The organism is Rhizobium laguerreae (assembly GCF_019778565.1).
Taxonomy (GTDB): Bacteria; Pseudomonadota; Alphaproteobacteria; order Rhizobiales; family Rhizobiaceae; genus Rhizobium; species Rhizobium laguerreae.
The window spans coordinates 55,313-78,510 of sequence record NZ_JAAXQT010000018.1 but is presented as its reverse complement, the minus strand read 5'-3'; the positions used below and the strand labels follow the sequence as shown (position 1 = coordinate 78,510).

24 protein-coding genes are annotated in these 23,198 nt (G+C 60.9%); 13 read left to right on the top strand and 11 right to left on the bottom strand.

Annotated elements, in window-relative coordinates:
* Window positions 1-7: 7 nt before the first annotated feature.
* Genes HFO71_RS34405 through HFO71_RS34395 form a run of 3 tightly spaced genes read right to left on the bottom strand, consistent with a single transcriptional unit; the run spans window position 8 to window position 3,526 of the window.
* Window positions 8-1,003, bottom strand: coding sequence for an ABC transporter permease (locus tag HFO71_RS34405; RefSeq protein ID WP_168340952.1), 996 nt, complete (start codon window positions 1,001-1,003; stop codon window positions 8-10).
* 1 nt (window position 1,004) lies between these two features.
* Window positions 1,005-2,552, bottom strand: coding sequence for a sugar ABC transporter ATP-binding protein (locus HFO71_RS34400; RefSeq protein WP_168340951.1), 1,548 nt, complete (start codon window positions 2,550-2,552; stop codon window positions 1,005-1,007).
* 32 nt (window positions 2,553-2,584) lie between these two features.
* Window positions 2,585-3,526: a sugar ABC transporter substrate-binding protein gene (locus HFO71_RS34395; RefSeq protein ID WP_168340950.1), complete on the bottom strand. Its 942-nt coding sequence runs from the start codon at window positions 3,524-3,526 to the stop codon at window positions 2,585-2,587.
* 179 nt (window positions 3,527-3,705) lie between these two features.
* Between HFO71_RS34395 and HFO71_RS34390 the strand changes: the two genes are divergently transcribed.
* Entirely contained in the window at window positions 3,706-4,716 is a 1,011-nt protein-coding gene (locus tag HFO71_RS34390; protein WP_168340949.1) for a LacI family DNA-binding transcriptional regulator, read from the top strand.
* A gap of 43 nt (window positions 4,717-4,759) precedes the next feature.
* Window positions 4,760-5,062, top strand: a complete 303-nt coding sequence (locus HFO71_RS34385; RefSeq protein WP_245007080.1) for an enolase C-terminal domain-like protein — start codon at window positions 4,760-4,762, stop codon at window positions 5,060-5,062.
* A 193-nt stretch (window positions 5,063-5,255) separates the two neighbouring features.
* Here HFO71_RS34385 and HFO71_RS34380 read toward each other — a convergent pair whose 3' ends face one another.
* Genes HFO71_RS34380 through HFO71_RS34370 form a run of 3 tightly spaced genes read right to left on the bottom strand, consistent with a single transcriptional unit; the run spans window position 5,256 to window position 8,137 of the window.
* A complete protein-coding gene (locus HFO71_RS34380) occupies window positions 5,256-6,266 on the bottom strand; it encodes an aldo/keto reductase (RefSeq protein WP_221989055.1) in 1,011 nt (336 codons plus the stop codon).
* Window positions 6,263-7,138 carry an amidohydrolase family protein gene (locus HFO71_RS34375; RefSeq protein WP_168340947.1) on the bottom strand — a complete coding sequence of 292 codons (876 nt, stop codon included), beginning with the start codon at window positions 7,136-7,138 and terminating at the stop codon, window positions 6,263-6,265. The genes HFO71_RS34380 and HFO71_RS34375 overlap by 4 nt, the downstream gene beginning before the upstream one ends.
* Window positions 7,139-7,150: 12 nt before the next feature.
* Complete coding sequence (locus HFO71_RS34370) at window positions 7,151-8,137, bottom strand: aldo/keto reductase (RefSeq protein ID WP_168340946.1); 987 nt, start codon at window positions 8,135-8,137, stop codon at window positions 7,151-7,153.
* Window positions 8,138-8,280: 143 nt separating this feature from the next.
* Between HFO71_RS34370 and HFO71_RS34365 the strand changes: the two genes are divergently transcribed.
* The 6 genes from HFO71_RS34365 (at window position 8,281) to HFO71_RS34340 (ending at window position 14,237) form a co-directional block, all read left to right on the top strand.
* A complete protein-coding gene (locus tag HFO71_RS34365) occupies window positions 8,281-9,492 on the top strand; it encodes an ABC transporter substrate-binding protein (protein ID WP_168340945.1) in 1,212 nt (403 codons plus the stop codon).
* 103 nt (window positions 9,493-9,595) lie between these two features.
* The gene (locus tag HFO71_RS34360; protein WP_168340944.1) at window positions 9,596-10,465 is read left to right on the top strand and encodes an ABC transporter permease subunit; all 870 of its coding nucleotides are present in this window, start codon (window positions 9,596-9,598) and stop codon (window positions 10,463-10,465) included.
* Window positions 10,466-10,484: 19 nt separating this feature from the next.
* Entirely contained in the window at window positions 10,485-11,504 is a 1,020-nt protein-coding gene (locus HFO71_RS34355) for a branched-chain amino acid ABC transporter permease (RefSeq protein WP_168340943.1), read from the top strand.
* Window positions 11,501-12,223: an ABC transporter ATP-binding protein gene (locus tag HFO71_RS34350; RefSeq protein WP_168340942.1), complete on the top strand. Its 723-nt coding sequence runs from the start codon at window positions 11,501-11,503 to the stop codon at window positions 12,221-12,223. Before HFO71_RS34355 ends, HFO71_RS34350 begins: the two co-directional genes overlap by 4 nt.
* Window positions 12,220-12,948, top strand: coding sequence for an ATP-binding cassette domain-containing protein (locus tag HFO71_RS34345; RefSeq protein ID WP_221989054.1), 729 nt, complete (start codon window positions 12,220-12,222; stop codon window positions 12,946-12,948). The genes HFO71_RS34350 and HFO71_RS34345 overlap by 4 nt, the downstream gene beginning before the upstream one ends.
* A 2-nt stretch (window positions 12,949-12,950) precedes the next feature.
* The gene (locus HFO71_RS34340) at window positions 12,951-14,237 is read left to right on the top strand and encodes a nickel-dependent lactate racemase family protein (RefSeq protein ID WP_245007079.1); all 1,287 of its coding nucleotides are present in this window, start codon (window positions 12,951-12,953) and stop codon (window positions 14,235-14,237) included.
* A 4-nt stretch (window positions 14,238-14,241) separates the two neighbouring features.
* On the opposite strand, the gene HFO71_RS34335 is transcribed toward HFO71_RS34340, so the two are convergent.
* Window positions 14,242-14,988, bottom strand: coding sequence for a FadR/GntR family transcriptional regulator (locus tag HFO71_RS34335; RefSeq protein WP_168340940.1), 747 nt, complete (start codon window positions 14,986-14,988; stop codon window positions 14,242-14,244).
* 121 nt (window positions 14,989-15,109) lie between these two features.
* Here HFO71_RS34335 and HFO71_RS34330 point away from each other — a divergent pair, with 121 nt between their 5' ends.
* From HFO71_RS34330 to larB, 4 genes are read left to right on the top strand one after another with little or no spacing between them, the layout of a single operon-like run.
* On the top strand, window positions 15,110-16,018 hold the full coding sequence (locus tag HFO71_RS34330) for an NAD(P)-dependent oxidoreductase (protein ID WP_168340939.1): 909 nt from the start codon (window positions 15,110-15,112) through the stop codon (window positions 16,016-16,018).
* Between the two features lie 10 nt (window positions 16,019-16,028).
* Window positions 16,029-17,306 carry a nickel pincer cofactor biosynthesis protein LarC gene (gene larC / locus HFO71_RS34325; protein ID WP_221989052.1) on the top strand — a complete coding sequence of 426 codons (1,278 nt, stop codon included), beginning with the start codon at window positions 16,029-16,031 and terminating at the stop codon, window positions 17,304-17,306.
* Window positions 17,303-18,094: an ATP-dependent sacrificial sulfur transferase LarE gene (larE, locus tag HFO71_RS34320; RefSeq protein WP_168340938.1), complete on the top strand. Its 792-nt coding sequence runs from the start codon at window positions 17,303-17,305 to the stop codon at window positions 18,092-18,094. Before larC ends, larE begins: the two co-directional genes overlap by 4 nt.
* On the top strand, window positions 18,091-18,753 hold the full coding sequence (gene larB / locus HFO71_RS34315; protein ID WP_168340937.1) for a nickel pincer cofactor biosynthesis protein LarB: 663 nt from the start codon (window positions 18,091-18,093) through the stop codon (window positions 18,751-18,753). The genes larE and larB overlap by 4 nt, the downstream gene beginning before the upstream one ends.
* Window positions 18,754-18,787: 34 nt before the next feature.
* On the opposite strand, the gene HFO71_RS34310 is transcribed toward larB, so the two are convergent.
* From HFO71_RS34310 to HFO71_RS34295, 4 genes are read right to left on the bottom strand one after another with little or no spacing between them, the layout of a single operon-like run.
* On the bottom strand, window positions 18,788-19,633 hold the full coding sequence (locus tag HFO71_RS34310; RefSeq protein WP_168344178.1) for a fumarylacetoacetate hydrolase family protein: 846 nt from the start codon (window positions 19,631-19,633) through the stop codon (window positions 18,788-18,790).
* A 28-nt stretch (window positions 19,634-19,661) separates the two neighbouring features.
* The gene (locus HFO71_RS34305) at window positions 19,662-20,405 is read right to left on the bottom strand and encodes an SDR family oxidoreductase (protein WP_221989050.1); all 744 of its coding nucleotides are present in this window, start codon (window positions 20,403-20,405) and stop codon (window positions 19,662-19,664) included.
* 17 nt (window positions 20,406-20,422) lie between these two features.
* Window positions 20,423-21,142, bottom strand: a complete 720-nt coding sequence (locus HFO71_RS34300) for a FadR/GntR family transcriptional regulator (RefSeq protein ID WP_168340934.1) — start codon at window positions 21,140-21,142, stop codon at window positions 20,423-20,425.
* A gap of 3 nt (window positions 21,143-21,145) precedes the next feature.
* Complete coding sequence (locus HFO71_RS34295) at window positions 21,146-22,591, bottom strand: FAD-binding oxidoreductase (RefSeq protein ID WP_168340933.1); 1,446 nt, start codon at window positions 22,589-22,591, stop codon at window positions 21,146-21,148.
* Window positions 22,592-22,751: 160 nt separating this feature from the next.
* On the opposite strand from HFO71_RS34295, the gene gloA reads away from it, so the two are divergent.
* On the top strand, window positions 22,752-23,165 hold the full coding sequence (gene gloA / locus HFO71_RS34290) for a lactoylglutathione lyase (protein WP_094087919.1): 414 nt from the start codon (window positions 22,752-22,754) through the stop codon (window positions 23,163-23,165).
* Window positions 23,166-23,198 lie beyond the last annotated feature (33 nt).

Genomic DNA, 23,198 nt, shown 5'->3' with positions numbered 1-23,198 from the left:
CTTGCTCCTAACGCTGTGAGAGAATGCGGCCGAGGCTGGAGAGCCCGACGGCGATGATCAGGATGGCGCCCTGGAAGATATACTGCGAGTAGGTCGGTGCGCCGAAAATATTGAGGCCATTGAAGCCAAAGGCGATGATCAGTGCACCGATGAAGGTACCGAAGACATGGAACTCGCCGTCGCGCAGCGTCGCCGAACCGAGGAAGACGGCGGCAAACGCGGTCAGGAGATAGGGATCGGCTGCACTTGTCGTGCCGCTGCCAAGCCGTGACGCAAGCAGGATGCCAGTCAGCGCCGCGCACATGCCCGATATCATGAAGCCTAGGATTTTGATGCGGTCGACATTGATCCCGGCGAGGCGCGCAGCCGAAGGATTGCCGCCGACCGCCTGAATTTCCTGGCCGAGCGCGGTTCGCTCGACAAGAAGCCAGAGAGCGCCAAGCACAATGACCATGATGACGATGTTGTTTGGAATCCCGAACAGCCAGCGGCCGAGCGAAACCTGCAGAAATGCTTCCGGCACCCCGGCGGTAATCGGTACGCCGGCCGAATAGGCGAACGACAGTCCTGTCAGGATTGTGCCAACGCCGAGCGTCGCGATGACCGAGTTGACCTTGACCTTGGTGACGATCAGGCCGTTGACGAGGCCAATTAGGCCACCCAGCAGGACGACGATCAGGATAGCCGCCCCGATCGGCAGTTTGCTGGAGACGATCAGGCCTGTCACCAATACTCCGTGCAAGGAGGCGGCAAAACCGATCGAGAGATCCAGCTCGCCGACAATGACGGCAAGCGTCAGACCGCCGGCGATGATCATCGCAAGCGAGGTCTGGTTCAACACGTTGGTGAAATTGTAGATAGTCGGAAAGGCGCGCGGCGACAGGATCGAAAAGGCGACGATCATCGCCAAGAGGCCTATGATCGTCGCATAGCGGGCAAACGCCCCGAGCGCCCGTTTCGTTGCCGGTGAAAGACGTTTGGTGGAGACGGTCAGGTCGCTCATCTCAGTTCCTTTCGGTGCCTTCGAAAGCATAGCTTGCTTCGACTAGCGCATTGCGGGTTATACCTGCGCCTGTCAGTTCGCGGACAACGCGACCTTCCGCCATGACGAGAACGCGGTCGCAAAGATCGGGCAGCTCGTCGGGCTCCGACGAGACGACGATAACCGCCATGCCACCTGCCGCGAGATTGCGGATCAGCCTGTGTATGTCAGCTCGGGCGCCGATGTCGACGCCTCGCGTCGGCTCATCGAGAACGAGGACCTTCGGCTGGCGCAGAAGCCAGCGGCCGATGACCACTTTTTGCTGATTGCCGCCGGACAGAAGGCCGACCGGGGTTTCGATCGATTGCGTCCTAACCGAGAGATCGCGAACGATCCGCCATGAAAGATTTTCGCGGCGACGATCATCGATCAGAGGCACCGCCGGGCTGCGGACGATATTGGCGAGGTTGGAGAGTTGAAGATTGAAGGCGACGCTCTTCGTCAGCACCAATCCGTCTGCACGCCTCTCTTCCGGCACAAGCCCCAACCCCGCCTTGACCGCGTGGGCGGGTGTCTTCGGCAGGAAGGCTTTGCCATCAAGGGTCATCAGCCCGGCATCAGCGCGATCGGCGCCGTAGATCAGCCGGATCAGCTCCGTGCGCCCGGCACCGACAAGTCCGCCAATGCCGAGGACTTCGCCGCGATGCAGTTCGAAAGAAACGTCTTTGACTTTCGGCAGCCGTGTCAGCTCTGCGACAGAGAGGATCACATCCTTGCGCGTATTGTCCTTTTCATGGCTCAGATTTTCGACCACGCCGCCGACGATCGCCTCGACAAGCGCAGCACGCGTGAGATCCGGCTTATCGATAACAGTGATGAAGTTGCCGTCGCGAAAGACTGTAACTTTGCCACACAGCCTGAGAATTTCGTCGAGCCGGTGCGAGACGTAGAGGATCGATACACCGGAATTTCGGAGGTCTTGGATGATCTTGAACAGCTTTTCGCTTTCGGCCGCGGATAATGATGCGGTCGGCTCGTCCATGACGATCAGTCGCGCCTTGCGCATCAGCGCCCGGCAGATGTTGATCAGCCAATTCTCCGCCGTCGAAAGATCTTTCACTTTGGCATTGAGCGGAGCACTGATGCCGACACGTCTGGCGAACGGCTCGACATCCCTGGCGATCGCCTTCCAATCGACGATTCCAAGCCATGTCCTTTTCGGCAGGCCCAGCATGATGTTTTCCAGGACCGTCATCCCGGGTACGAACGCGAGTTCCTGATGAATGAAACTCATGCCGAGATCAGCGGCGACGGCCGGCGTGGCGATGGTGACCGGATTGCCGTCTATCAGCACCTCGCCGGAATCGGCATGAGTCAGTCCTGCCAGGACCTTGATGAAGGTCGATTTGCCGGCGCCGTTGGCGCCCACAAGTCCATGGATTTCGCCAGCGCGAAGCGTCATCGAGACGCCCTTCAATGCCTGGGCGCCGCCATAGGCTTTCCGAACGCCACGGGCAACAAGAAACGGAGGCGTGACCGAAGCCTCCTTTTCTGGATTGGACGCAAGCATTGCTTCTCTTCCGATCTAAGGTTCAAGCCTGCTTACTGGACGGCTTCCGGGTGCTGTTTCAGGAAATCCTCCACCGTATCGCTGGTAATCAGGACGGCAGGCACTTCCACAGCCTGAGGCTTCCAGTCCGCACCGGCCTTTTTGATGTCCGCCAGCAGCTTAATCATATTGTAGCCCTCGCTGTAGCTGTCTTCCCAGGCCGTCGCGGTCATGTGACCGTTCTTTATATTTTCGATTGCCTGCGCGTTTCCGTTGACGCCATAGACAAGGACGTCATCGCGTGCCTGTGAGCGGAGCGATCCGATCGCACCGATGGCCGGATCGTCCCAGCAGCCCCAGATCGCCAGCTTTTCATCTCCCGGAGGATGCGAGGCGAGCCAAGCATTTGCATATTGCGCGCCGTCCTCGAAATAGCCTGGAATGCGCACCTCGTTCTTGGTCACCTTGATGTCCGCGTGGCTCTCCAGCATCTTGTCCATCAGCGCTTCACGATTTCGGCAGACTTCACCGGTGCGGTAGGTCAGCGCCAGAAGCTCGCCCTTGCCGCCCATATCGTCGATCATCTTTTTGATGACCGGCTCGGCGATCGGCGCTCCAGAACCGTTGGTTGCTGCCACGCTCAGTCCTAGCCCGCCTCCCCAGGTCACGACAGGGATATTGGCCTGCTTGGCCGCGTCTAGACCGGCTCCGATCGATGACGCCGGAAAAACGAGATCGACGATCGCAAAGGCGCCACGCTGGGCGAAGTTCTGGATAGCTGCGTTCGCCTGGTCGGCGCTACCCGCGGCGTCGACGACTGAGACCTCATAACCGAGCTCTTCGGCAGCCTTCTTGGCGCCATTGATGTAGCGGACATTGTTGGCCTCGGTTGCCGCGATCGAAACGAGACCGATCAGCGGCTTATCTTGCGTGTGCGCCGGCATTGCCGCCAAGATCGCGCCCGCGATCAACAAACTCATCCTAGTGAAATTCATAATTTCCTCCTCCATGCCCAATTTACCACCTTCGCCTGGCGAACAGCAGCTAACCGTTTTGCTAACATTCTCGATTTCGGCAAGCTCCGCAAGTAATTTTCCTTGCCATATGGACAAAACTCATGATTTGTCGCATCGATTCTGGCGAAACGATTAGCTAGTTAAACTGTGGATGGGCAATGGCGACCATTAGGGATGTGGCAACTCGGGCACGGGTGTCGACGGCAACGGTCTCGGCAGTTGTCAATGACTCTGCCTATGTCAGCCCGGAATTGCGCATCCGAGTGCTGGCGGCGATCAGCGAACTTAACTACGCACCCTCACAAGCCGCCCGCAGTCTGAAGCGCGGTCGCAGCCAACTGCTCGCGCTGGTCGTTTCCGACCTTGCGAACCCGTTCTTTGCGCGGCTTGTCTGGGCGGCAGAGGCGGCAGTGGCTGCTTGGGGTTATTCCCTCGTCCTGTTCAACAGCGACGAGAAACCGGAAAACGAGCGGCGCATCCTTGCCCGGATCCGAGCCCTGTCCTGCGATGGGATCATCCTGGTTCCGGTCGACGTCGCCTCCACCCAGCCGCAGCGCGACAGCGAAGGCGAAGCCATCCCGACTGTCCTTTTCGGCCGCACCGTCGAGGGGCAGAACACAGATACAATCACCATCGACAATGTCGCCGCCGCCCGGCAGGTCACAAACTACCTGATGGATCTTGGCCATACGCGGATCGGGACCATCACCGGCCCACTGCATCTGACAACAGGCCGCGGCCGTCTTGAGGGCATGCTGGAAGCCATGCGTGTGCGCGGATTAACCCCGACACCAAACCACGTTCGCGCCGGCGAATTTCGGGAAGATACCGCTTATTCCGTCGCTCGTGAGCTTCTGACCCAGCCTGAGCCCCCTACGGCCATCTATATCGCCAACGGCGTTATGGCTCTCGGCGTGATGAGGGCGCTGGCCGATCTCGGCCTTAAATGCCCGGATGATATTTCGATTGCGTCTACGGACACCATTCCCGGAATCGGGGGCTTGCGCCCACGTCTGACGCGTACGGAGCATCCGGTAATCGATATGACCAACGAAGCACTACGTTTGCTGGTTGACCGGATCAATCGCGGGTCTGGTACCGGCGCCCGCAACATAGTCTTCCAGCCCTCGCTCGTTGTCGGAGAGAGTTGTGCGCCCCACAAGAGTTGATCACTGTAGGTTAGCCTGGAATTCCAAGGAGGCGCTCGTCAAATTGACGGCGATCCACGATGCGGGCCATGACCTGCTATGGGTAGAGGATCCTATTCTTCGCCATGACTTCGAAGGGCTGCGGACACTCCGTCACGCCGTAAACTGGACGCAGATCAACAGCGGCGAATATCTCGATGCCAGTGGAAAGCGTCTCCTCATGGAGAACTTCGGAACCGATCTGCTCAATGTTCATGGCCAGGTCACGGACGTCATGCGCATCGGATGGCTGGCTGCCGAGCTTGGCATCCCTGTGAGCTTGGGAAATACCTTTCTGGAAGTGGGCGTTCACATGGCCGCTGGATAGGGCGCAACTTGGTGAACCACCTGAAAATTCACGCCTTCCTTGTTTAAATGGAATATGATGCGAAAGATCGCTGGACCGTGCGTATGCGGTAGTGTCTCCTGGCAAAGTTCTGACCTGTGGCGAGCCGTCGGCCGCGCACGATTCCATCGAAGCCCGCCATATCTGAGAGTGCCTGCACAGCGGAGGAGACGAGCTATTCCTGTTTCAGTTGTCGACGGACTGGCTCGAAAAGTTGCTCGATCTCGCCCCAGAGTGCTTCCGGGATCGACAGCTCGGCCCAGCCGAGGTTCTGCGCGATCCGTTCCGGGCGGCTCATGCCGATGACGGCGGCGGAGACTTGCGGATTGCGGAAGGGAAACTGGATCGCCGTTGCCTGCAGAGGCACGCCGTAGCGATCGCAGATCGCCTCGATTGCCTTCGCCCTGATGACGACATCTTCGGGCGGAGCACCGTAATCGAATGTCGTCCCTGAATTGCCCGGCCCGACGGCAAGAATTCCCGAGTTGAAAACGCCGGCAACAACGATCTCGACACCCTGACGCCTGGCCTCCGGCAGCAGATCCGCTTCGGCACCCCGATCAAGCAGTGTGTAGCGCCCGGCCATCATCAGGGCATCCAGGGAGCAGGCCTTGATGAAGCGCGTTGCCACATCGCCCTCGTTGACGCCAACGCCGATCGCCTTAATGTGCCCAGCCTTGCGCAGGTCATCGAGTGCCCGGTAGCAGCCTTCGATTGCCTCGTTGAAGCGCCGCTCATAGGCATCGCCATGCGTGAAGCGGTCGACGTCGTGGATGTAAATCAGATCGAATTCAGCAATGCCGAGGCGGCTTGCCGACTGTTCCAGCGAGCGCATCGTTCCCGCGTAGCTATAGTCGAACACCGGCTTGAGGCGCAGAGGCGAGGCCCATAGCCCATAATTCACCGTCTCTCCGTAGGGTGGCACCAAATAGCGGCCGACCTTGGTGGACACGGTGACGGTCTTCCTGTCGATCGTCCGCAGAAAGCTGCCGAGACGATGCTCGCTGAGACCATGACCATAGAGCGGTGCGCTGTCGAAATAGCGCATCCCACCGTCATAGGCCTCTGCAAGGACCTCCGCCGCCTGGGCTTCGCTGACGTCACGGTAGAGCGTACCGATGCCGCTTGCTCCGAAGCCGAGGCGAGAGGCAAAGCCGATCCGGCCTTGGGAAAGAGTGACGCTCATGCCTTTTGCTCCTGAAATCCCGGCAGGCGATAGACCTCGATGGCATTCACGCCAAAAATCCGCTGCTGCTCAGCATCGGAAAGATCCCTTAGGCATTCGCGAAGCGCATCGACCACCCTGTCATAGCTCGCGGCCACGAGGCAAACGGGCCAATCGGTGCCGAACATGCAGCGGTCCGTGCCGAATACGTCGAGCACTTCGTGAACGTAAGGCTTGAGATCCTCAGCCGTCCACGTCTGCCAATTGGCTTCCGTCACCATGCCCGATAGTTTGCACCAGACGTGATGGCGCTGACCTTTGACCTTACGGATCAGCGCCGCCCACTCGTCGAAGCCGCGATTGCGGATCTCTGGCTTCGAGATGTGATCGAGGACAAAGCGCGTTTCGGGGAACGCCTCGACGGTCGCGATGCAGGAAGGCAGCTGCGGCAGGTTCGGTACAAGGTCATAGACAAGCCCGGCCGCTTCGACTGCTTTCAGGCCCTTTTTGACATCATCGCGCAGCAGCCAGTTCGGATCGCTTTCCGTCTGGATCAGATGCCGGACACCAACCAGCCATTTGCCTTGCGGCGATCCCTTCAGATCTGCGAGCGTCTGACCGAGCTGCGGATCGGTCAGATCCACCCAGCCGACCACACCGGCGACGAAATCCGTCGCCTCTGCCGTCCTGATGAAATCCAAGGTCTCGCCAAGGTCGTTCCACGTCTGAACCAGAACGGTCCCCGAGACGCCATTCTTCTGCAGGGCCGGCTGCAGGTCATTGGGCTCGAATACCCTGTTGATCGGCGCGAAGGGTCCGCTCAACCAGCCATAGTCGCCACCGCTGGACGGATCCCAGAAGTGATGATGGGAATCGATGATCGGGCTTGTCATGTATAAATCTCCCTACCAGCGCTGATGTACGTATTGTTTGATGTAGGTGTCGTAGATCGCCTTGATCTCTTGCATCGCGTCACCCGGGATCGCTGGGAGAGCGGCAGCCTCGGCATTCGAACTTGCCTGTGCCGGATTGCGCGCGCCGGGAATGGCGACGGTCACCGCGTCGAACATCAGGATCCAGCGGAGCGCGAATTTTGCCATGGTGGTGTCGCCCGAAACCAACGGCCGAATCCTCTCCACCGCGTCGAGACCGATTTCATAGGGAACGCCCGAAAAGGTTTCGCCGACGTCGAATGCTTCGCCGTTGCGATTGAACAAGCGGTGGTCATTAGCCTCGAACTTGGTGTCCTTCTTGAATTTGCCCGAGAGCAGTCCGCTTGCCAGCGGGACACGGGCGATGACAGCGACCTGTTTTTCGCTGGCTTGCTTGAAGAAGTGTTCGATCGGGCGCTGACGGAAGGCATTGAAGATGATCTGGATGCTGGCGACGCCAGGGTATTCGATCGCCTTCAGCGCCTCCTCGACCCGCTCGACGCTGACGCCGTAGTTGCGGATCTTGCCTTGCTCCACCAGACGATCGAGCTGTCCGAAAACTTCCGGACGGTAGTAAAGATCCGTTGGCGGGCAATGCAGCTGCAGGAGATCAAGGCAGTCTGTTTCGAGGTTCTTCAAGCTCCGGTCGATCCAGTTGTTCAGGTTCTCGGCGGTGTAACCCTCCACGGACTGCTCGGGCAGACGTCGGCCTGCCTTGGTGGCGATGAAGGGCCTTTCGCCACGGCGTTGCTTCACGACCTTGGCGATCAATTGTTCGGAATGGCCGTCACCATAGACATCGGCCGTATCGATGAACGTTACGCCGGTGTCGAGCGCTGCGTGCAACGCGGCAAGCGCCTCCTCGTCGTTGACCTCACCCCAGGCCGCGCCGATCGCCCAGGCGCCAAAACCGATTTCGCTGACCTTCCGGCCCGTCCGGCCGAACTCCTTGATGCGCATTTCTCACTCCCTCTACGGTGACGGGACGGCCCGGTTCACCCTCGTTAGACTTGCTTGACATTATCCGTCAACCCAATTAACAGAAAACAGGGTTGTACGACAACCCGGTAAGTACGCAAAAATCTGATTGGGAGGATGAGATCGTGCGATCGCTTGTTTTCGGAGGCATTTCTCTAGCGCTGGGCCTCGGCGCGTCTGTGCAAATGGCATCGGCCGAAGACACCATCAAGATCGGTGTCGTGGCCGCCGAATCCGGCGCCTTCGTCTCGGCCGGTCATACCTTGCCGGCTGGCGTCGGCCTCGCGGTCAAGGAAATCAATGACGCGGGAGGCGTGAAGGTTGGTGACAAGACCTACAAGGTCGAGATGGTAAAACGCGACGATCGCACCGACATATCGACGGCAATTGCCGCGACCCAGGAATTGGTTCGCGACGAAAAGGTTTCGGCGATCTTCGGTTCGGAAACCCACGACTTCACCCTTGCCATGACAAAGATCACCCAGCCTGCCAAGGTGATCCAGTTTGCCGGGAACAGTACATTGGCAAAAATCCTGAACCCACAATCGATCGCTCCCGGCGCCGAAGATCATTACCTCTTCCAGTCCGAGCCGCAGGAATTCCAGCGCTCCGGCTCGACTGCTCGCGGCGTTCTCAGCCTGCTGACGCCGCTTGTCGGCCATCCGCTGAAGAAGTCCATCGTCATCGTCGGCAACGACGCGACCGGCCAGTTCCTGACCTCCTACTACGTCAAGGCGCTGAAGGCCGAAGGCCAGGAAGTGCCTGAGGTCATCTCCTATCCGCCTGACACGACCGACTTCTCGCCCTTCCTCACCCGTGCCAAGAGCCTCAATCCTGACGTCGTGCACTTCTGGTACAATGGTGACTCAACGCTGACGGCTCTGCCGCAGGCGCTCGAACTCGGCGTCGCGCCGAGCTATTTTCTGTTCGGCGTCGACCCGGGCATCTGGAAGGAGCGCAACCTCACCGCCGACGTTCCGGTTGCCATGAGCTGCGTTCCGATCTGTTGGGGAGAGTCCTCCAACGCCAATGCGAAAACCTATTTCAAGAACTACTTCGCAGCCGGCGCGCCGAAGGGCGTAACGTCCTCTGTCTCGCTGCTCTACTACGACTATGTCCACATGCTCGCCGAAGCCTGGACGAAGGCCGGTTCGCTTGATCCGGACAAGACCGTCGCAGCACTCGAATCGCTACACCATAAGGGCGTGGTCTCCGACGATCTCTCCTTCAACAAGAGCCACCAAGTGACACACGCGACCGAAGTCTGCGCCGCAGCACCCGGCGGCGACATCTCCTGCGCGATGCAGCAGCCACCGGCGGAAGCCCCCGCGGAATAAACTTCCGATGCATGCTTCCCGCCGGCCCCTGCGCCGGCGGGGCTTTCGTCATCGAAAACAGGCGGGCCGCCTCGTGTGGTCCCTGCAACAGCGGGATAGAGCTGTGGACATTCTCATTCAGCAAATCCTCAACGGTCTGTCGATCGCCAGCGTCATCACGCTGATCGCCGTCGGAGTGACTTTAATTTTTGGTCTGACCGGCATCATCAACTTCGCGCACGGCGAGTTTCTGATGGTCGGCAGCATCGTCACATGGCTTGCCGTCCAGGCCGGCCTCGGCTTCTTCGTGGCACTCATGCTTGCGGTTATGGCCGTCGGCGTCATGGGCTTCGTGCTCGAGCGCGGGCTATTTCGCTTCACGCTGACGCGCCCAACCAACGGCTTCATCGTCTCTCTCGGCCTGATCGTCGTGCTGCAGCACATCGTTATCTTCTTCTACGATCCGAACCAGAAGAGCATTCCACGCCCGCTGACCGGGATCTGGGACATTGGCGGCGTGCGTATCGCCTCGGTGCGGGTCATGGTCATTCTGGTCACCATCGCCGTCGTTGCGCTGACCATCGCAATGGTAACCCACAGCCGCTACGGCCGGGCGCTTCGTGCTGCGGTCGACGATCGCGATACCGCAGCGCTGATGGGCATTCCCGTTCGCCGCTATATCACCGGTGTTTTCGTTCTCGGCAGCGCCCTTGCCGGTCTCGGCGGCGCCCTGCTCATCGCGCTGTTTCCGATCACGCCGTTCACGGGTGGAACGATGGTCATGAAGGGGTTTGCCGTGGCGCTGATCGGCGGTCTCGGTAACCTGACGGGTGCGGTCGTTGCCGGCCTCATTCTCGGCATCGTCGAAGGCTTCAGCGCCGGCTACGGCTTCTCCGCGTGGACCGACGCCTATTCCTTCGCCCTGATGATCCTGGTTCTGCTCTTTCGCCCGAATGGTCTGTTCGGCGGCACGAGCGGGCCGAAAATGGCCTGACGCGCGAAAGGCACATGCTATGAACACCTCACTTTCGTCGCTCCGCTCGCTCCTCCCGGCCCTTGTGGTGCTTGCGATCCTTGCCTTCGTCCCGGCTCTCGGCGCCAGCAACCGCATGCTGTCACTGGCCATCTCGGCGGGCATCAACATCGTAGCCCTCTACGGCCTTTCGGTGCTTTTCGGCCAGACCGGCATCCTCTCTATGGGCCACGCTGCACTCGTCGGCGTCGGCGCCTATGCAGCAGCATTGCTTGCCCGCGACACAGGCATCGGTTTTTGGGTGGCGCTGCCGCTCGGCGGCATTGCCGCGGCAGCTTTCGCGGCGATCATCGGCGTGCCGTCGCTACGCGTCAGCGGCCACCACTTCGTCATCATGACCTTCGCCTTCGGTCAGTTGCTGACTATCGTGCTGACCAATGGGGGAGACTTCACCGGTGCGGCGACCGGCCTCGACCTGCAGCTTCCGGTGAGCTTCTTCGGCATGCGCGCCGATGACCTGACCGCCTATTACTTCGTTGTCCTGGCATTCGTAACGCTGAGCGCCATCGCCAGCTGGGGGATCATCAATTCCCCCTACGGCCGGACGCTGCGCGCCATCCGCGAAAACGAGAAGCTCGCCGCTTCGCTCGGCATCAATGTCGGTCGCCACAAGATCGGCGCCTTCATCGTTAGCGGCGTCTTTGCCGGCGTGTCCGGCGTGCTGCTTGCCTATTTCCTACGGCATATCTCGCCGACCCAATTCGGCTCTTACCCGAGCATCTACCTCGCCCTGATGGTGATGATTGGCGGGGCGCGTCTGCTGCTTGGGCCGATCGCCGGCGGCATTCTCGTCTCCTTCCTGCCTGAGGTCCTCAATCTGGATCCCGTCGAATCCCGCATTCTCTACGGTGTTTGCCTGATCGCCGTCATCCTGCTGCTGCCGAACGGCCTGATAGCCGGTCTGGCTGACGGCTGGAACAGGCTCGTTCGCGGCTCCGCACGAAGCCAGGCGTCGCGTCAGGCAGCAAGTGCCGAGCATGCTTCGGAGGCAAGCCGATGAATGCCATTCTCGAAATCAGCGGACTGAAGAAACTTTTCGGCGGCGTAGCGGCGCTTTCCGGTGTGGATCTTTCAATCGAAGAGGGGGAAATCCTCGGCATCGTCGGTCCAAATGGCTCCGGCAAGACCACGCTCTTCAACGTGATCACCGGCGTCTACAGGCCGACAGAGGGCCACGTGCGCTGGCGCGGGCGCGACATTACCAGTCTCGCCGCCCATGAAGTATCGGGCGCCGGCATCGGCTACACTTTCCAGCAGGCAATGGCCTTTCCCGGCCTTTCGGTCTGGGAAAACGTCCAGATTGCCTGCGAGCATGCGCACAACACGAGCCGCCCTTATCCGTGGACGACACCGGCGGCGCTGCTCGACTTCGTCGGCCTCACCGCACTGGCGAGCGAACGGGCGGGCGTTCTGCCCTTCGGCAATCTTCGTCTTCTCGGCATCGCGCTTGCCCTGGCGACGCGGCCATCGCTGATCCTGCTCGACGAACCGGCTGCAGGCCTGAATGACAGGGAAACCGCAACGCTGGTCGGTCTGGTCAAGCAGTTTCCCGACCACGGCATCAGCGTCTGCGTCATCGATCACGACATGAAGCTGATGCAGATGCTCTGCAAGCGCCTCGTCGTCCTCGACTTCGGCTCGAAAATCGCCGATGGTCCGACACAGGACGTTCTCTCCAATCCGAAGGTGCTCGAAGTCTACCTTGGAGGTGCGCTGTGAATCTGCTCGACATTTCCAATGTGACAACAGGATATGGCGCAACCGTCGTCAATCGCGACGTCTCCATGGCTCTTGGCGAAAACGAGGTGATCACCATCCTCGGGCCGAACGGCGCCGGCAAATCGACATTGCTGCGCACCATCGTCGGGCTAGTCAAACCGCGCACGGGGACAATCACTTTCGCCGGCGAAAATCTGACTGGCCGCACGCCTGATATCATGGCCAAGCGTGGCGTTGTCCTCGTGCCTGAGGGACGGCGGATCTTCGGCGATATGACCGTCGAGGAAAACCTTCGTCTCGGCGCCTACGCGCGGCGCGACACCGAATCCGTCGAAGCCGACGTGAAGACGATGGAACGCTTTTTTCCGATCCTCGCAGCCAAGCGCCAGCAGAAGGGCGGATCTCTGAGCGGCGGACAGCAGCAGATGCTGGCAATCGCCCGCGGCCTGATGGCGAGGCCGCGCGTGTTGCTCCTTGATGAACCATCGCTCGGGCTTTCGCCGCTGCTCGTCAAGGAAATCCAGGCAATTATTCTCGATATCGGCAAGACCTTCAACGCGTCGGTTCTGCTCGTCGAGCAGAATGCCGGTCTGGCTCTGTCCGTCGCCACCCGCGGCTATCTGATGCAGAACGGCCGTATCGCCACCTCCGGGCCGATCTCGGATCTCAAGGACATGTCGCTGATGCGCGAGCTGTATCTTGGCGGCGTGGCGCAAAAGGTATGACGATGGACACGATCGCTCTTTCCTACGGCCGCGGCCATCTCGACATCACGCTTCCACCCGGCGCGCGGCCGACCGTGATCCGTAAGCAGCAGCTTCCGAAGCTTGCCGACAGCAAGGAAGCGATAATCGAGGCGCTGCACAATCCCGTTGCATCGAAACCTCTGGCCGACCTCGCGAAGAACCGCGAAAGCGCCTGCATCCTGATCTGCGACATCACCCGGCCGGTGCCGAACGGTCTGTTCCTGCGTCCGATGATCGAGACGATGATCTCATCCGGCATCCCGCAAGAGAAGATTTCGGTGCTCGTCGCCACCGGCCTGCACCGGCCAAATCTCGGCGACGAACTGGCGGAGCTCGTTGGCGATCCCTGGGTTCTGGCAAATGTCCGTGTGGAAAACCACTATGCCCGTGACGAGGCGGCCCATGTCGATTTCGGCTTTACCAGGACGCGCCACACGCCCGTCAAGCTCGACCGGCTGTTTGCCGAAGCCGATCTGCGTATTGCAACTGGCCTTGTCGAGCCGCATTTCATGGCGGGCTGGTCGGGCGGACGAAAAGTCATTGCTCCCGGTGTTGCCCATCACGAGACAATCCGGACTTTTCACTCGGCGCGCTTCATGGAAGATCCGCTGGCGGTCCAGTGCAACCTCATCGGCAATCCGCTGCACGAGGAGCAACTGGAAATCGTTCGGATGCTCGGTGAGGTCTATGCGCTGAACACCGTGCTCGACGAGAACCGCGACCTCGTCTGCGTCACCTTCGGCGAGATCATCGCCAGCCATCAGGCGGCCGTCGATTTCGTCAGCAGCGCGACGCAGATCCCGCTCAGCCGGAAATTCTCCACAGTCGTCACCTCTTCGGCCGGTTATCCGCTCGACAAGACCTATTACCAGACGATCAAGGGCATGGTGACACCGCTCGATATCCTGAAACCCGGTGGCACGCTGATCATTGCCTCGGAATGCTCGGAAGGTTTCGGTTCACCGGAATTCCGCGAGGCACAGGCGCGGCTGGTCGAACTCGGCCCCGAGCGTTTCCTGGCGACCCTGACGGCAAAGAGCCTCGCCGAGATCGACGAATGGCAAACGGAGATGCAGTTAAAGCCGATGCGGCTTGGCAGCGTCGAACTCTATACGACGGGCCTTGCCGGCGAAGACCGCAGGCTGACCGGCGTCGGCATGATCGACAACCTGCAACATGCCATTGCTCGGAGCATCACGGCAAGCGGAGACCCGGATGTCGCCGTCATCCCGGAGGGGCCGTATGTCGTACCGCGATACGCCGCATAAGCGACTAGCGTTTAAGGTTGGCGTCGCGCAGCTTCTCAAAGCGCGCGGTGCTCCTCGACAGGTGATTGCGCAGCGCCTTGCGGGCGGCGGCTTCGTTGCCGTCGCGGATCGCGACAAAAATCGCGTAATGTTCCTTGCGCATTCGCTCGCCATGTTTCTGACGTTCGGCCGCCGTCATCTGATCGAGATGCGCCCACTGACGCGGTACCATCGTCGTACCGAACGTGTCGAACAGCCGTCCGTAATAGGAATTTTGCGTGGCGACCAGAATGGAACGATGGAAGGCAAAGTCTTCGTCCGCCCCATAGCCGCCTGCTGCGATTGCTTGGTCGAGGGCGTCAAGCCGATCCTGCATGCGGACAATGTCCTCCGGCGTCCGGCGCCGTGCTGCAAGCCCGGCGGCCTCGTATTCTACACCGAGCCGCAATTCGAGAACCCGCAGCACTTCGTCGATCGATTCAAGATCGTTCGGAATGATGGAAAAGGAGCGCGGAACCGAATTGCTCGAAACAAACGCGCCGAGGCCTTGGCGCGTGGTGATCAGGCCCTGGGCGCGCAGAGTCGCGAGCGCTTCGCGAACGATCGTCCGACTGACGCCGGTTGCTTCCATGATCTCCTGTTCGGTGGGCAAGCGTTGGCCGGGCTTCAGATCGCCGGACTCGATATGCGCGATCAGACTCTCGGCAAGTCCGCTGCGCAGGCTGGACGTCTGCGGGATCATGTTGAAAATGGCCTTATCCCTGTCCTTCATTCGGTCTCGAAGTCCAATCTCGCCGTCCGGCGGCGGCCTGCCAATAGTGCCGTTGCTACCCCATACCAGTAGAAAAAGCAAAGCCGCGCGCAGCGGCGTCGAAAGCAACCGGGAGGAAAGCATGAAAGAGAAAATCGGATTCATCGGTATCGGCGCAATGGGCTCCGGCATGGCAGCTAATCTTCTGAGCAAGGGCTGGCCCCTGACGGCTATGGCGCACCGCAGGCGCGAAGCGGTCGACCGGCTGAGGGAGCTCGGCGCCACCGAAGCATCAACGCCGAAGGCAGTGGCACTGGCATCCGACACGGTGATCCTCTGCGTGACCGGATCCGAAGAGGTGCAGCAGCTCATTTCTGGCACCGAAGGTTTGCTCGCTGCTCGCAAACCGCTGCTGCTCATAGATTGCTCGACGTCCAACCCTGCCATAACGATCAAGCTTGCCGCCGAACTTTCACAACAGGGCATCACGCTCGTCGATGCGCCGCTGGCCCGTACGCCGAAGGAAGCGGCCGAAGGCAAGCTGGACGTGATGGCGGGCGGATCTCCCGATGGTATTGCGCGTGCCCGGCCGATCCTCGAAGCTTTCGCCGCCCGCATCATCGAGACCGGCCCTGCCGGAACCGGCCATACGATGAAGCTGCTCAACAATTTCGTGTCGATGGGTTACTCGGCGATCTACTCGGAGGCATTGATGATCGCCGCCAAGGCAGGCCTGACGCCCCAAGTCTTCGACAGCGTGCTGCGCGGCAGCCGCATGGACTGCGGTTTCTACCAGGCTTTCTTCGAATTCGTGCTGAACCGCAATGAGAACGCCCAGCGTTTTGCCATGGCCAACGCGCTGAAGGATATGTCCTATCTGGCATCGCTGGCCCAAGCCCTCCAGGCGGTCAACCCGGTCGGCGCGGCCGTGCGCAACAGCTTTGCGACGGCGGTCGCCGCTGGCCACGGCCAATCCTTCGTACCCGCCCTTTCGGATGTCATCGCGACCGCAAACGGTGTTTCGCTGACCGAAACGGCGAACAAGAAATAGGATGGATGACGTGCTGGAACTTCATCTCGATCCCGTTGGCGGCGTTGCAGGCGACATGTTCGTTGCAGCTGTGCTCGATCTCAGGCCGGAGCTGAGTGCCGGCTTGCAGGCGGCGCTGAAACTCTGCCCGCTGATCGAACATGTCGAGTGCAAACTCCTGCCGCATCACGACGGCGTGCTGACCGGCAGCCGTTTCACGGTGCATCATGCCCTGCTCGGCGCGGATGACCCGCATGACCATCATCATGACCCTCACCACCACGTTCATCGTACCCATGCGGAGCATGATCACGGTCATGCGGACCGTCACCGCCACGTTGCCTGGGAGGACATCCGCAGTGCGCTGAGCCGTTCCGCGCTCGACGGTGACACCATCCGCCATGCGACCGGCATCTTCGAAAAGCTGGCGGAAGCGGAAGCGAGGGTCCACGGCACGACGCCCGAAGACGTTACCTTTCACGAGGTCGGAGCATGGGATTCGATCGCCGATATCGTCTCCGCCGCCTGGCTGATAGCGCAGCTTGGCGCCGCGCATTGGAGCGCTGGTCCCGTTCCCCTTGGAAGCGGCCGGGTGAAGACCGCCCATGGGCTGTTGCCCGTTCCGGCTCCGGCGACAGTGCATCTGCTGAAGGATTTCGATGTCATCGACGATGGAATCGGCGGCGAGCGCATCACCCCGACGGGCGCTGCCATTCTCGCCTATCTTTGCAAGGGCACGGCGTTGCCGGGCCGGCGGGTGCTGAAAGCGTCAAGCCATGGCTTCGGCAGCAGGCGCCTGCCCGGCATCAGCAATTGCCTGCGCCTGCTGGCCTTCGAACGTCGTGAAGAAGTATCCGCTTTCAACGATGCTGTTGCCGTGCTCGAATGCGAGATCGACGATCAGACCGGCGAAGACATCGCCCAGGCGGTGGACCGGCTGCGCGACCGCCCGGATGTGCGCGACGTCGTGCAGATGCCCGTCTTCGGCAAGAAGGGCCGGATGATGACGCATCTCCAGGTGCTTGCCGACCCATCGAAAGGCAGGGATGTCGCCGCCGCAATGCTCGACGAAACGACAACGATCGGCGTCCGTGCCATGACCGCGGAGCGGATGACGCTGAGCCGCGAGCAGGAAACAGTCGAACACGCGGGAAAGATCTACGCCTTCAAGCTCGTCGACCGCCCCTCGGGTCGCACCGCCAAGCTCGAAGCCGACAGCCTGACATCGACCCCGGGTGCCGCGGCACGCCGCAGCCTGAGGAGACTTCTCGAAGGCCTGTTGAAACAGAAGAGAGGAGACCTGTTGTGAGAAAGGCTCTGGAGGAATGTCTCGCCTCGCTCGGCGACGTCTCGATCGCCGTTAGTGGGGGTGTCGACTCGCTGACGCTGGCGGTTATTGCGACGCGGCTCCTCGGACCAGCGTGCGTCGAGATCATGCATGCAATATCGGCGGCGGTGCCCAGGGAAGCCACCGAGCGCGTCGCGATGCTGGCACGAAGCGAAGGCTTTGACCTGACGATCATCGATGCCGGTGAATTTTCCGATCCGGATTATCTCAGAAACCCCGTCAATCGCTGCTTCTTCTGCAAGGGCAATCTCTACGGCGCGATTGCCGCCCGCTCCAGCCGTCAGGTGCTTTCAGGGACCAATCTCGACGATCTCGGCGAGTACCGTCCGGGTCTTGAAGCCGCGAAGAACTTCGCCGTCCGCCATCCCTTCGTCGAGGCCGGCATCGGGAAACAGGGCGTGCGCCAGCTGGCGCGCGATGCAGGTCTCGGCGCGCTCTCGGAAATCTCCGCCTCCCCATGCCTGTCCAGCCGCATCGAAACCTCGATTGCCATCCAGCCGGAAATGCTGGCGGCCGTACACCGGATCGAGACGTTTCTGACCGAGACCCTCAAGCCGCAGACCGTGCGCTGCCGCGTGCGGCGCAGTGGTGTCGCGATCGAGCTTGATCGCGAAGCGCTGGCAAGGGCAAGGGGCATGACTGATGTCGGCAGGGACCTTCGTGGCATGCTGCCCGGCGCCTACAAGAACTGCCCAGTGACCTTCGAGCCCTATCGCAATGGCAGCGCGTTTGTCGGAGTCCGGCCATGAGTGGCGATGTGGTCTTTGATTTCGCCCGAGCCGACCGCATCGGCCTCAGCGAGGCTGTCTTCTGCGCCGGCAAGACGCCGCAGCAGATTGCGACGATCCTTCAAAGCGCGAGCCAACGAAAGGCCGGTCTGCTTCTGACTCGTCTCGATAGCGAAAAATTCGAAGCACTTCCGGCCGAGCTGAAAGCCGCCATAGAGTGGTGTCCCCTGTCGCAATGCGCATTCTTCGGAGAGGTTCCGCCGGTATCGTCTACCGGGGACATCGCGATCGTTGCCGCAGGGACGTCGGATGCACCGCCCGCCCGGGAAGCAGAGCGTACACTTCGGCACGCAGGCGTCGAAGCGTCAGTTATCATCGATGTCGGTGTCGCCGGCCTCTGGAGACTGATGGACCGCATCGAGGAAATCCGTCGCTTTCCTATTGTCATTGCGGTCGCCGGCATGGACGCAGCGCTCGCAAGCGTCCTGGGCGGTCTTTACGGCGGCAGCCTGATTTGCGTGCCGACCTCTGTCGGCTATGGCGCGGCCGAACAAGGCCGCACCGCGCTCAACGCCATGCTTGCAAGCTGCGCCCCTGGCCTGCTCGTCACCAATATCGACAACGGCTATGGCGCAGCCTGCGCGGCGCTGCGGATAATAAAGCTCAAGAACTATCGCTGATCAGGGAGCCGCCGGGGCGGCTCCCTGTATTTCCTCAGGCAGCGTCAACAGTCAGCTGCGTCTGTTCTCCGAGACCCTCGATACCAAGCTTGATCGTCTGCCCGGCCTTCAGGAACAGCGGCGGCTTCATGCCGAGGCCTACGCCCGGCGGCGTGCCTGTCGAGATGATATCGCCCGGCTGCAGGCTCATGAACTGCGAGATGTAGTGAACGAGAAAGGAGACACCGAAGATCATCGTCTTCGTCGAGCCGTTCTGGCGCATCGTCCCGTCGACGGAGAGCCACATCTTCAGGTCCTGGGGATCGGCGACCTCGTCGCGCGTCACCATCCAGGGGCCGATCGGGCCGAAGCTGTCGGCCGACTTGCCCTTGGTCCACTGTCCGCCGCGCTCGGCCTGGAATTCCCGCTCCGAAACGTCGTTGATCAGGCAATAGCCGGCAACATGTTTCATTGCGTCGGCTTCTGTGACGTAACGGGCTTCGTCGCCGATGACGATGCCGAGCTCGACTTCCCAGTCGGTCTTCTTTGACTTGCGCGGGATAATGACGTTGTCGTTGGGGCCGGTGATAGCGCTGGTGGCCTTCATGAACAGGATCGGTTCTTCGGGAATGGCCGCACCGGTCTCGGCGGCGTGGTCGGCATAGTTCAGGCCGACGCAGATGAACTTGCCGGTGCGCGAAACGCAGGGACCGAGACGGCCGGGTTCTGCAACGACGGGCAGGCTCCCGACATCGATCGCGGCGATTTTTGCCAGGCCGGCGGCCGTCAGGCTCTCACCGGCAATGTCGTCCACCTGACCGCTCAGGTCTCTCACCTTGCCGCTCTTGTCGAGGATGCCGGGCTTTTCGGCGCCGCGCTGGCCGTATCTCAGAAGCTTCATATCGATTGTCCGATTGTGAGGTTTGTCTTCAAGCGTTCGCCCAGCCACCGTCGATGACGATGGCGTTGCCGGTCATGAAGGCTGATTCCTTGCTGGCAAGATAGACCGCCAGCTCGGCGACCTCCTCGGCCGTCCCAAGGCGCCCCATCGGCTGTCGGGCGATAAAACCGGCCCGCGCCTGGTCATAGTCCCCGAACGCGCGCATGCGATCCTGCAACGAAGGGCTTTCGACCGTACCGGGGCAGATGGCATTGGCGCGAATACCCTGCCCGACATAATCGAGCGCCACCGATTTCGTCAGCCCGATCACCGCTGCCTTCGTCGTGCCGTAGATGAAGCGGTTGGGTGCGGCGATAACCGTGGAGGCGACCGACGCCATGTTGACGATCGAGCCGCCGCCGCGGGCGATCATGCCCGGCAACAAGGCGCGGATCATCCGATACATGGCGCGGATGTTCAGATTGACGGAGAAGTCGAAGGCGTCCTCGTCGCATTCGAGGATCGAACCGTGGTGGACGAAGCCAGCGCAGTTGAAGAGGATATCCGGCGCATCGATGTCTTTGGCAAATGCGCTGATCTCTGCCGGGTTCAGCACGTCGAGCTTGCGTGTGGTGACGCCAGCCTGATCGCGCAGCGTATCGAGCTTTGCAGCATCGATATCGGTTGCGCAGACGCGGGCACCTTCACGCAGAAAGGCCAGCACGGTGGCGCGCCCCATCCCCTGTCCGGCTGCCGTCACGACAGCGGATTTTCCCTCAAGTCTTCCAGTCATGTGAGATCCTCAACAGATTATTCGGATTGTTCTCCGGCCAGCCCGACGCGGTTTGCGGCACCATGGAGGTGCGCTCGCATGGCATCGCGGGCTTTGTCGCCATCGCCCGCTTCGATGGCGTCGAGAATGCGTTGATGTTCGCCGAGCGTCACGGCAGCAAGATCCTCGGAGCGCTGCTGGTTGCCTGACGCCAGGATGCTTTCGCGCACCCGCTCGGAAACGAAGGTCAGAAACTGGACCATGTAGAGATTGCCGGTCGCGGCGGCGATAGTCTTATGGAATTCGAGATCGGCCTTTAGCCACATGACGCTGCCGTATGGCGCGTCACCCATCGTCACCAGCGCATCCTTCATCGTCATCAGGTCGTCGCCCGTCCGGCGCTTGGCGGCAAGTGCTGCCGCCTCGACTTCAAGGATGCCGCGCAGCTCGAACAGCGACTGGAAAGCCGCAGCCTGCTGCAAGGCTTCGTAGTCGATCGTCAGCGTTGTGGCATTCGGCTGGTCGGCGACGAAGGCGCCGCGACCCTGCTGCGACCAGATCCGGCCCTCGGAACGCAACCGCGCAATCGCCTCGCGCACTACGTTGCGGCTGACGCCGAATGTCTGCGCCAGCTGCTGCTCGGTCGGAAGTTGGTCGCCCGGCCTCAAGCGTCCCTGCGCAATTTCACGCGAGATCGAGCTTGCGACCAGCGTGGACAGATGCGGGCTCCGATTGACCTTGTCGAGTTTCAGCGTCATTCCCTACCCCTCTGCCATGCCATCTGCACTTGCCAGTATACGCCCCGCGCTTAACAGGTGCTTCGGGTCGAATGCATCCTTGATCCGTCGCGAGAGCTCCAGCGTCAATGGGTCGGCACGTTTCAGAAACGCCTCCTGCTTGACCCGGCCGATCCCATGTTCGGCGCTGATCGAGCCGCCATGTTTGTCGACGACGTCGAAGATCACCTCTTCCGTGGCATGAAACAGACCGTCGAACTGGTCGGCCGGCATGCCGTCCGGCGGGACGATGTTCAGATGAATATTGCCGTCGCCGACATGGCCATAGGTGACAGCGATCGCTTCGGGGTGCGTCTGCGACAGGGCCTCGAGCGTGTCGCTCACGAAGGCGGCGAGGCTCGATATCGAGACCGAGACATCGGTCCTGAGATATCGCCCACCGCGGCCCTGGGCCTCGACCATCATCTCGCGCAGCAACCAGAGCCGGTCGCCCTGCGCCTTGCTGCTGGCAATCACGCCATCTAGAACCAGATCAGAAGCATCACCGAGAAACCCTTCGAGCAAGGCGCGAAGATCGACGCGTCCGGCTGCCGAAGCTTCGATTAGTACATAGACGGGATAGGCTTTGCTCAGCGGGTCTGGAAGATCGTCGCGGGCATTAATAGCGATCTCGATGCCGCCCCGTAGGATGAGCTCGAATGCCGTCAGCAGATCGCTGCATTGGCGCCGCGCCCGCGCATAGAGCTGCATGGCGTCGTCCACCGAGGCGAGCCCGACCAGCGCCGTTTCCACTTGCTCGGGCTTCGGAAACACCTTGAGTGCAACGGCGGTGACGATGCCGAGCGTGCCTTCGCTGCCGATGAAAAGCTGTTTCAGATCGTAGCCGCGATTGTCCTTGCGAAGGGTGCGCAGGCCGTTCCAGATACGGCCATCGGCAAGCACGACCTCTAGGCCGAGCACCAGATCGCGCGTCATGCCGTAGCGCAGTACGTTGAAACCTCCGGCATTGGTCGAGACGTTGCCGCCGATCCTGCAGGTACCCTGCGCGCCGAAAGTGATCGGCAGGATACAGTCGGCCGCATCCGCATGGCGCTTGGCATCTTCGAGAATACAGCCGGCCTCGACGACCATGGCGAAATCGATCGGGTTGACGGAGCGCACCCTGTTCATCCGCTCGAGCGAGACCACAAGCTCGCCGACCGGGTAACTCGGCACCGCTGCGCCGACGAGACCGGTGAGGCCGCCCTGCGGAACGACATGGATCTTCTGCTCATGGCAAAATGCCATCAACAGGCTGAGCTCGTCGGTCGAACGCGGTCTCGCGACTGCCAGTGGACGGCCGTAATGCTCTCCTGACCAGTCGCGGCTATAGCGCTCCAGCGCCTCGCCTTCCGTTAGGATCAGGTCCGCCGGCATTGCGGCGCAAAGGGCTGCAAGCGCTCGTTCCTGAAGGGGGGGGAAGGCATTCATTCTGTTGCTCCGGTTAGGCGGGAAACATCTGGACAACTGGGACGGTTACATGGTTATCATACAACACTGGTCTCGAACATCAAGTGCGGCGAACTTTTCCAATGCTCGCCTCTCGCTAAAAACCAGTGTGAAAACGATAACTTGCAGGAGGATCCGTATTATGACCGCCGCGTCCGGCCAATTTCGAAATATGCACACCATGATCCGCGTGTTCGACCTCGACAGGTCGATCAAGTTCTACACCGAACTGCTCGGCATGACGCTTCTCCGCAGGGATGATTATCCGGGCGGAAAGTTCACCAATGCCTTCGTCGGTTACGGTCCCGAGGAGACGGACACCGTCATCGAACTGACCTACAATTGGGGCCGCGAGGAACCTTACGAACTTGGCACCGGATTCGGCCATCTGGCACTCGGCGTCAACGACATCTACGCCGTCTGCGCCGCGCTCGAGAAGCAGGGTGCCAAGATCCCGCGCCCGCCAGGCCCGATGCAGCACGGCACCACGCATATCGCGTTCGTCGAAGATCCGGATGGCTACAAGATCGAGCTGATCGGTCTGGACACAATGTGACAGTCGCTTCGTCTTTCGAAGGCCGCGCTGCAA

What these genes read in the sequence shown, in the direction of transcription:
- HFO71_RS34405 (WP_168340952.1), bottom strand. Translation starts at nt 1,003, where the DNA reads ATGAGCGACCTGACCGTCTCCACCAAACGTCTTTCACCGGCAACGAAA.
- HFO71_RS34400 (WP_168340951.1), bottom strand. Translation starts at nt 2,552, where the DNA reads ATGCTTGCGTCCAATCCAGAAAAGGAGGCTTCGGTCACGCCTCCGTTT.
- HFO71_RS34395 (WP_168340950.1), bottom strand. Translation starts at nt 3,526, where the DNA reads ATGAATTTCACTAGGATGAGTTTGTTGATCGCGGGCGCGATCTTGGCG.
- HFO71_RS34390 (WP_168340949.1), top strand. Translation starts at nt 3,706, where the DNA reads ATGGCGACCATTAGGGATGTGGCAACTCGGGCACGGGTGTCGACGGCA.
- HFO71_RS34380 (WP_221989055.1), bottom strand. Translation starts at nt 6,266, where the DNA reads ATGAGCGTCACTCTTTCCCAAGGCCGGATCGGCTTTGCCTCTCGCCTC.
- HFO71_RS34375 (WP_168340947.1), bottom strand. Translation starts at nt 7,138, where the DNA reads ATGACAAGCCCGATCATCGATTCCCATCATCACTTCTGGGATCCGTCC.
- HFO71_RS34370 (WP_168340946.1), bottom strand. Translation starts at nt 8,137, where the DNA reads ATGCGCATCAAGGAGTTCGGCCGGACGGGCCGGAAGGTCAGCGAAATC.
- HFO71_RS34355 (WP_168340943.1), top strand. Translation starts at nt 10,485, where the DNA reads ATGAACACCTCACTTTCGTCGCTCCGCTCGCTCCTCCCGGCCCTTGTG.
- HFO71_RS34350 (WP_168340942.1), top strand. Translation starts at nt 11,501, where the DNA reads ATGAATGCCATTCTCGAAATCAGCGGACTGAAGAAACTTTTCGGCGGC.
- HFO71_RS34340 (WP_245007079.1), top strand. Translation starts at nt 12,951, where the DNA reads ATGGACACGATCGCTCTTTCCTACGGCCGCGGCCATCTCGACATCACG.
- HFO71_RS34335 (WP_168340940.1), bottom strand. Translation starts at nt 14,988, where the DNA reads ATGAAGGACAGGGATAAGGCCATTTTCAACATGATCCCGCAGACGTCC.
- HFO71_RS34330 (WP_168340939.1), top strand. Translation starts at nt 15,110, where the DNA reads ATGAAAGAGAAAATCGGATTCATCGGTATCGGCGCAATGGGCTCCGGC.
- larB (WP_168340937.1), top strand. Translation starts at nt 18,091, where the DNA reads ATGAGTGGCGATGTGGTCTTTGATTTCGCCCGAGCCGACCGCATCGGC.
- HFO71_RS34310 (WP_168344178.1), bottom strand. Translation starts at nt 19,633, where the DNA reads ATGAAGCTTCTGAGATACGGCCAGCGCGGCGCCGAAAAGCCCGGCATC.
- HFO71_RS34305 (WP_221989050.1), bottom strand. Translation starts at nt 20,405, where the DNA reads ATGACTGGAAGACTTGAGGGAAAATCCGCTGTCGTGACGGCAGCCGGA.
- HFO71_RS34300 (WP_168340934.1), bottom strand. Translation starts at nt 21,142, where the DNA reads ATGACGCTGAAACTCGACAAGGTCAATCGGAGCCCGCATCTGTCCACG.
- HFO71_RS34295 (WP_168340933.1), bottom strand. Translation starts at nt 22,591, where the DNA reads ATGAATGCCTTCCCCCCCCTTCAGGAACGAGCGCTTGCAGCCCTTTGC.
- gloA (WP_094087919.1), top strand. Translation starts at nt 22,752, where the DNA reads ATGACCGCCGCGTCCGGCCAATTTCGAAATATGCACACCATGATCCGC.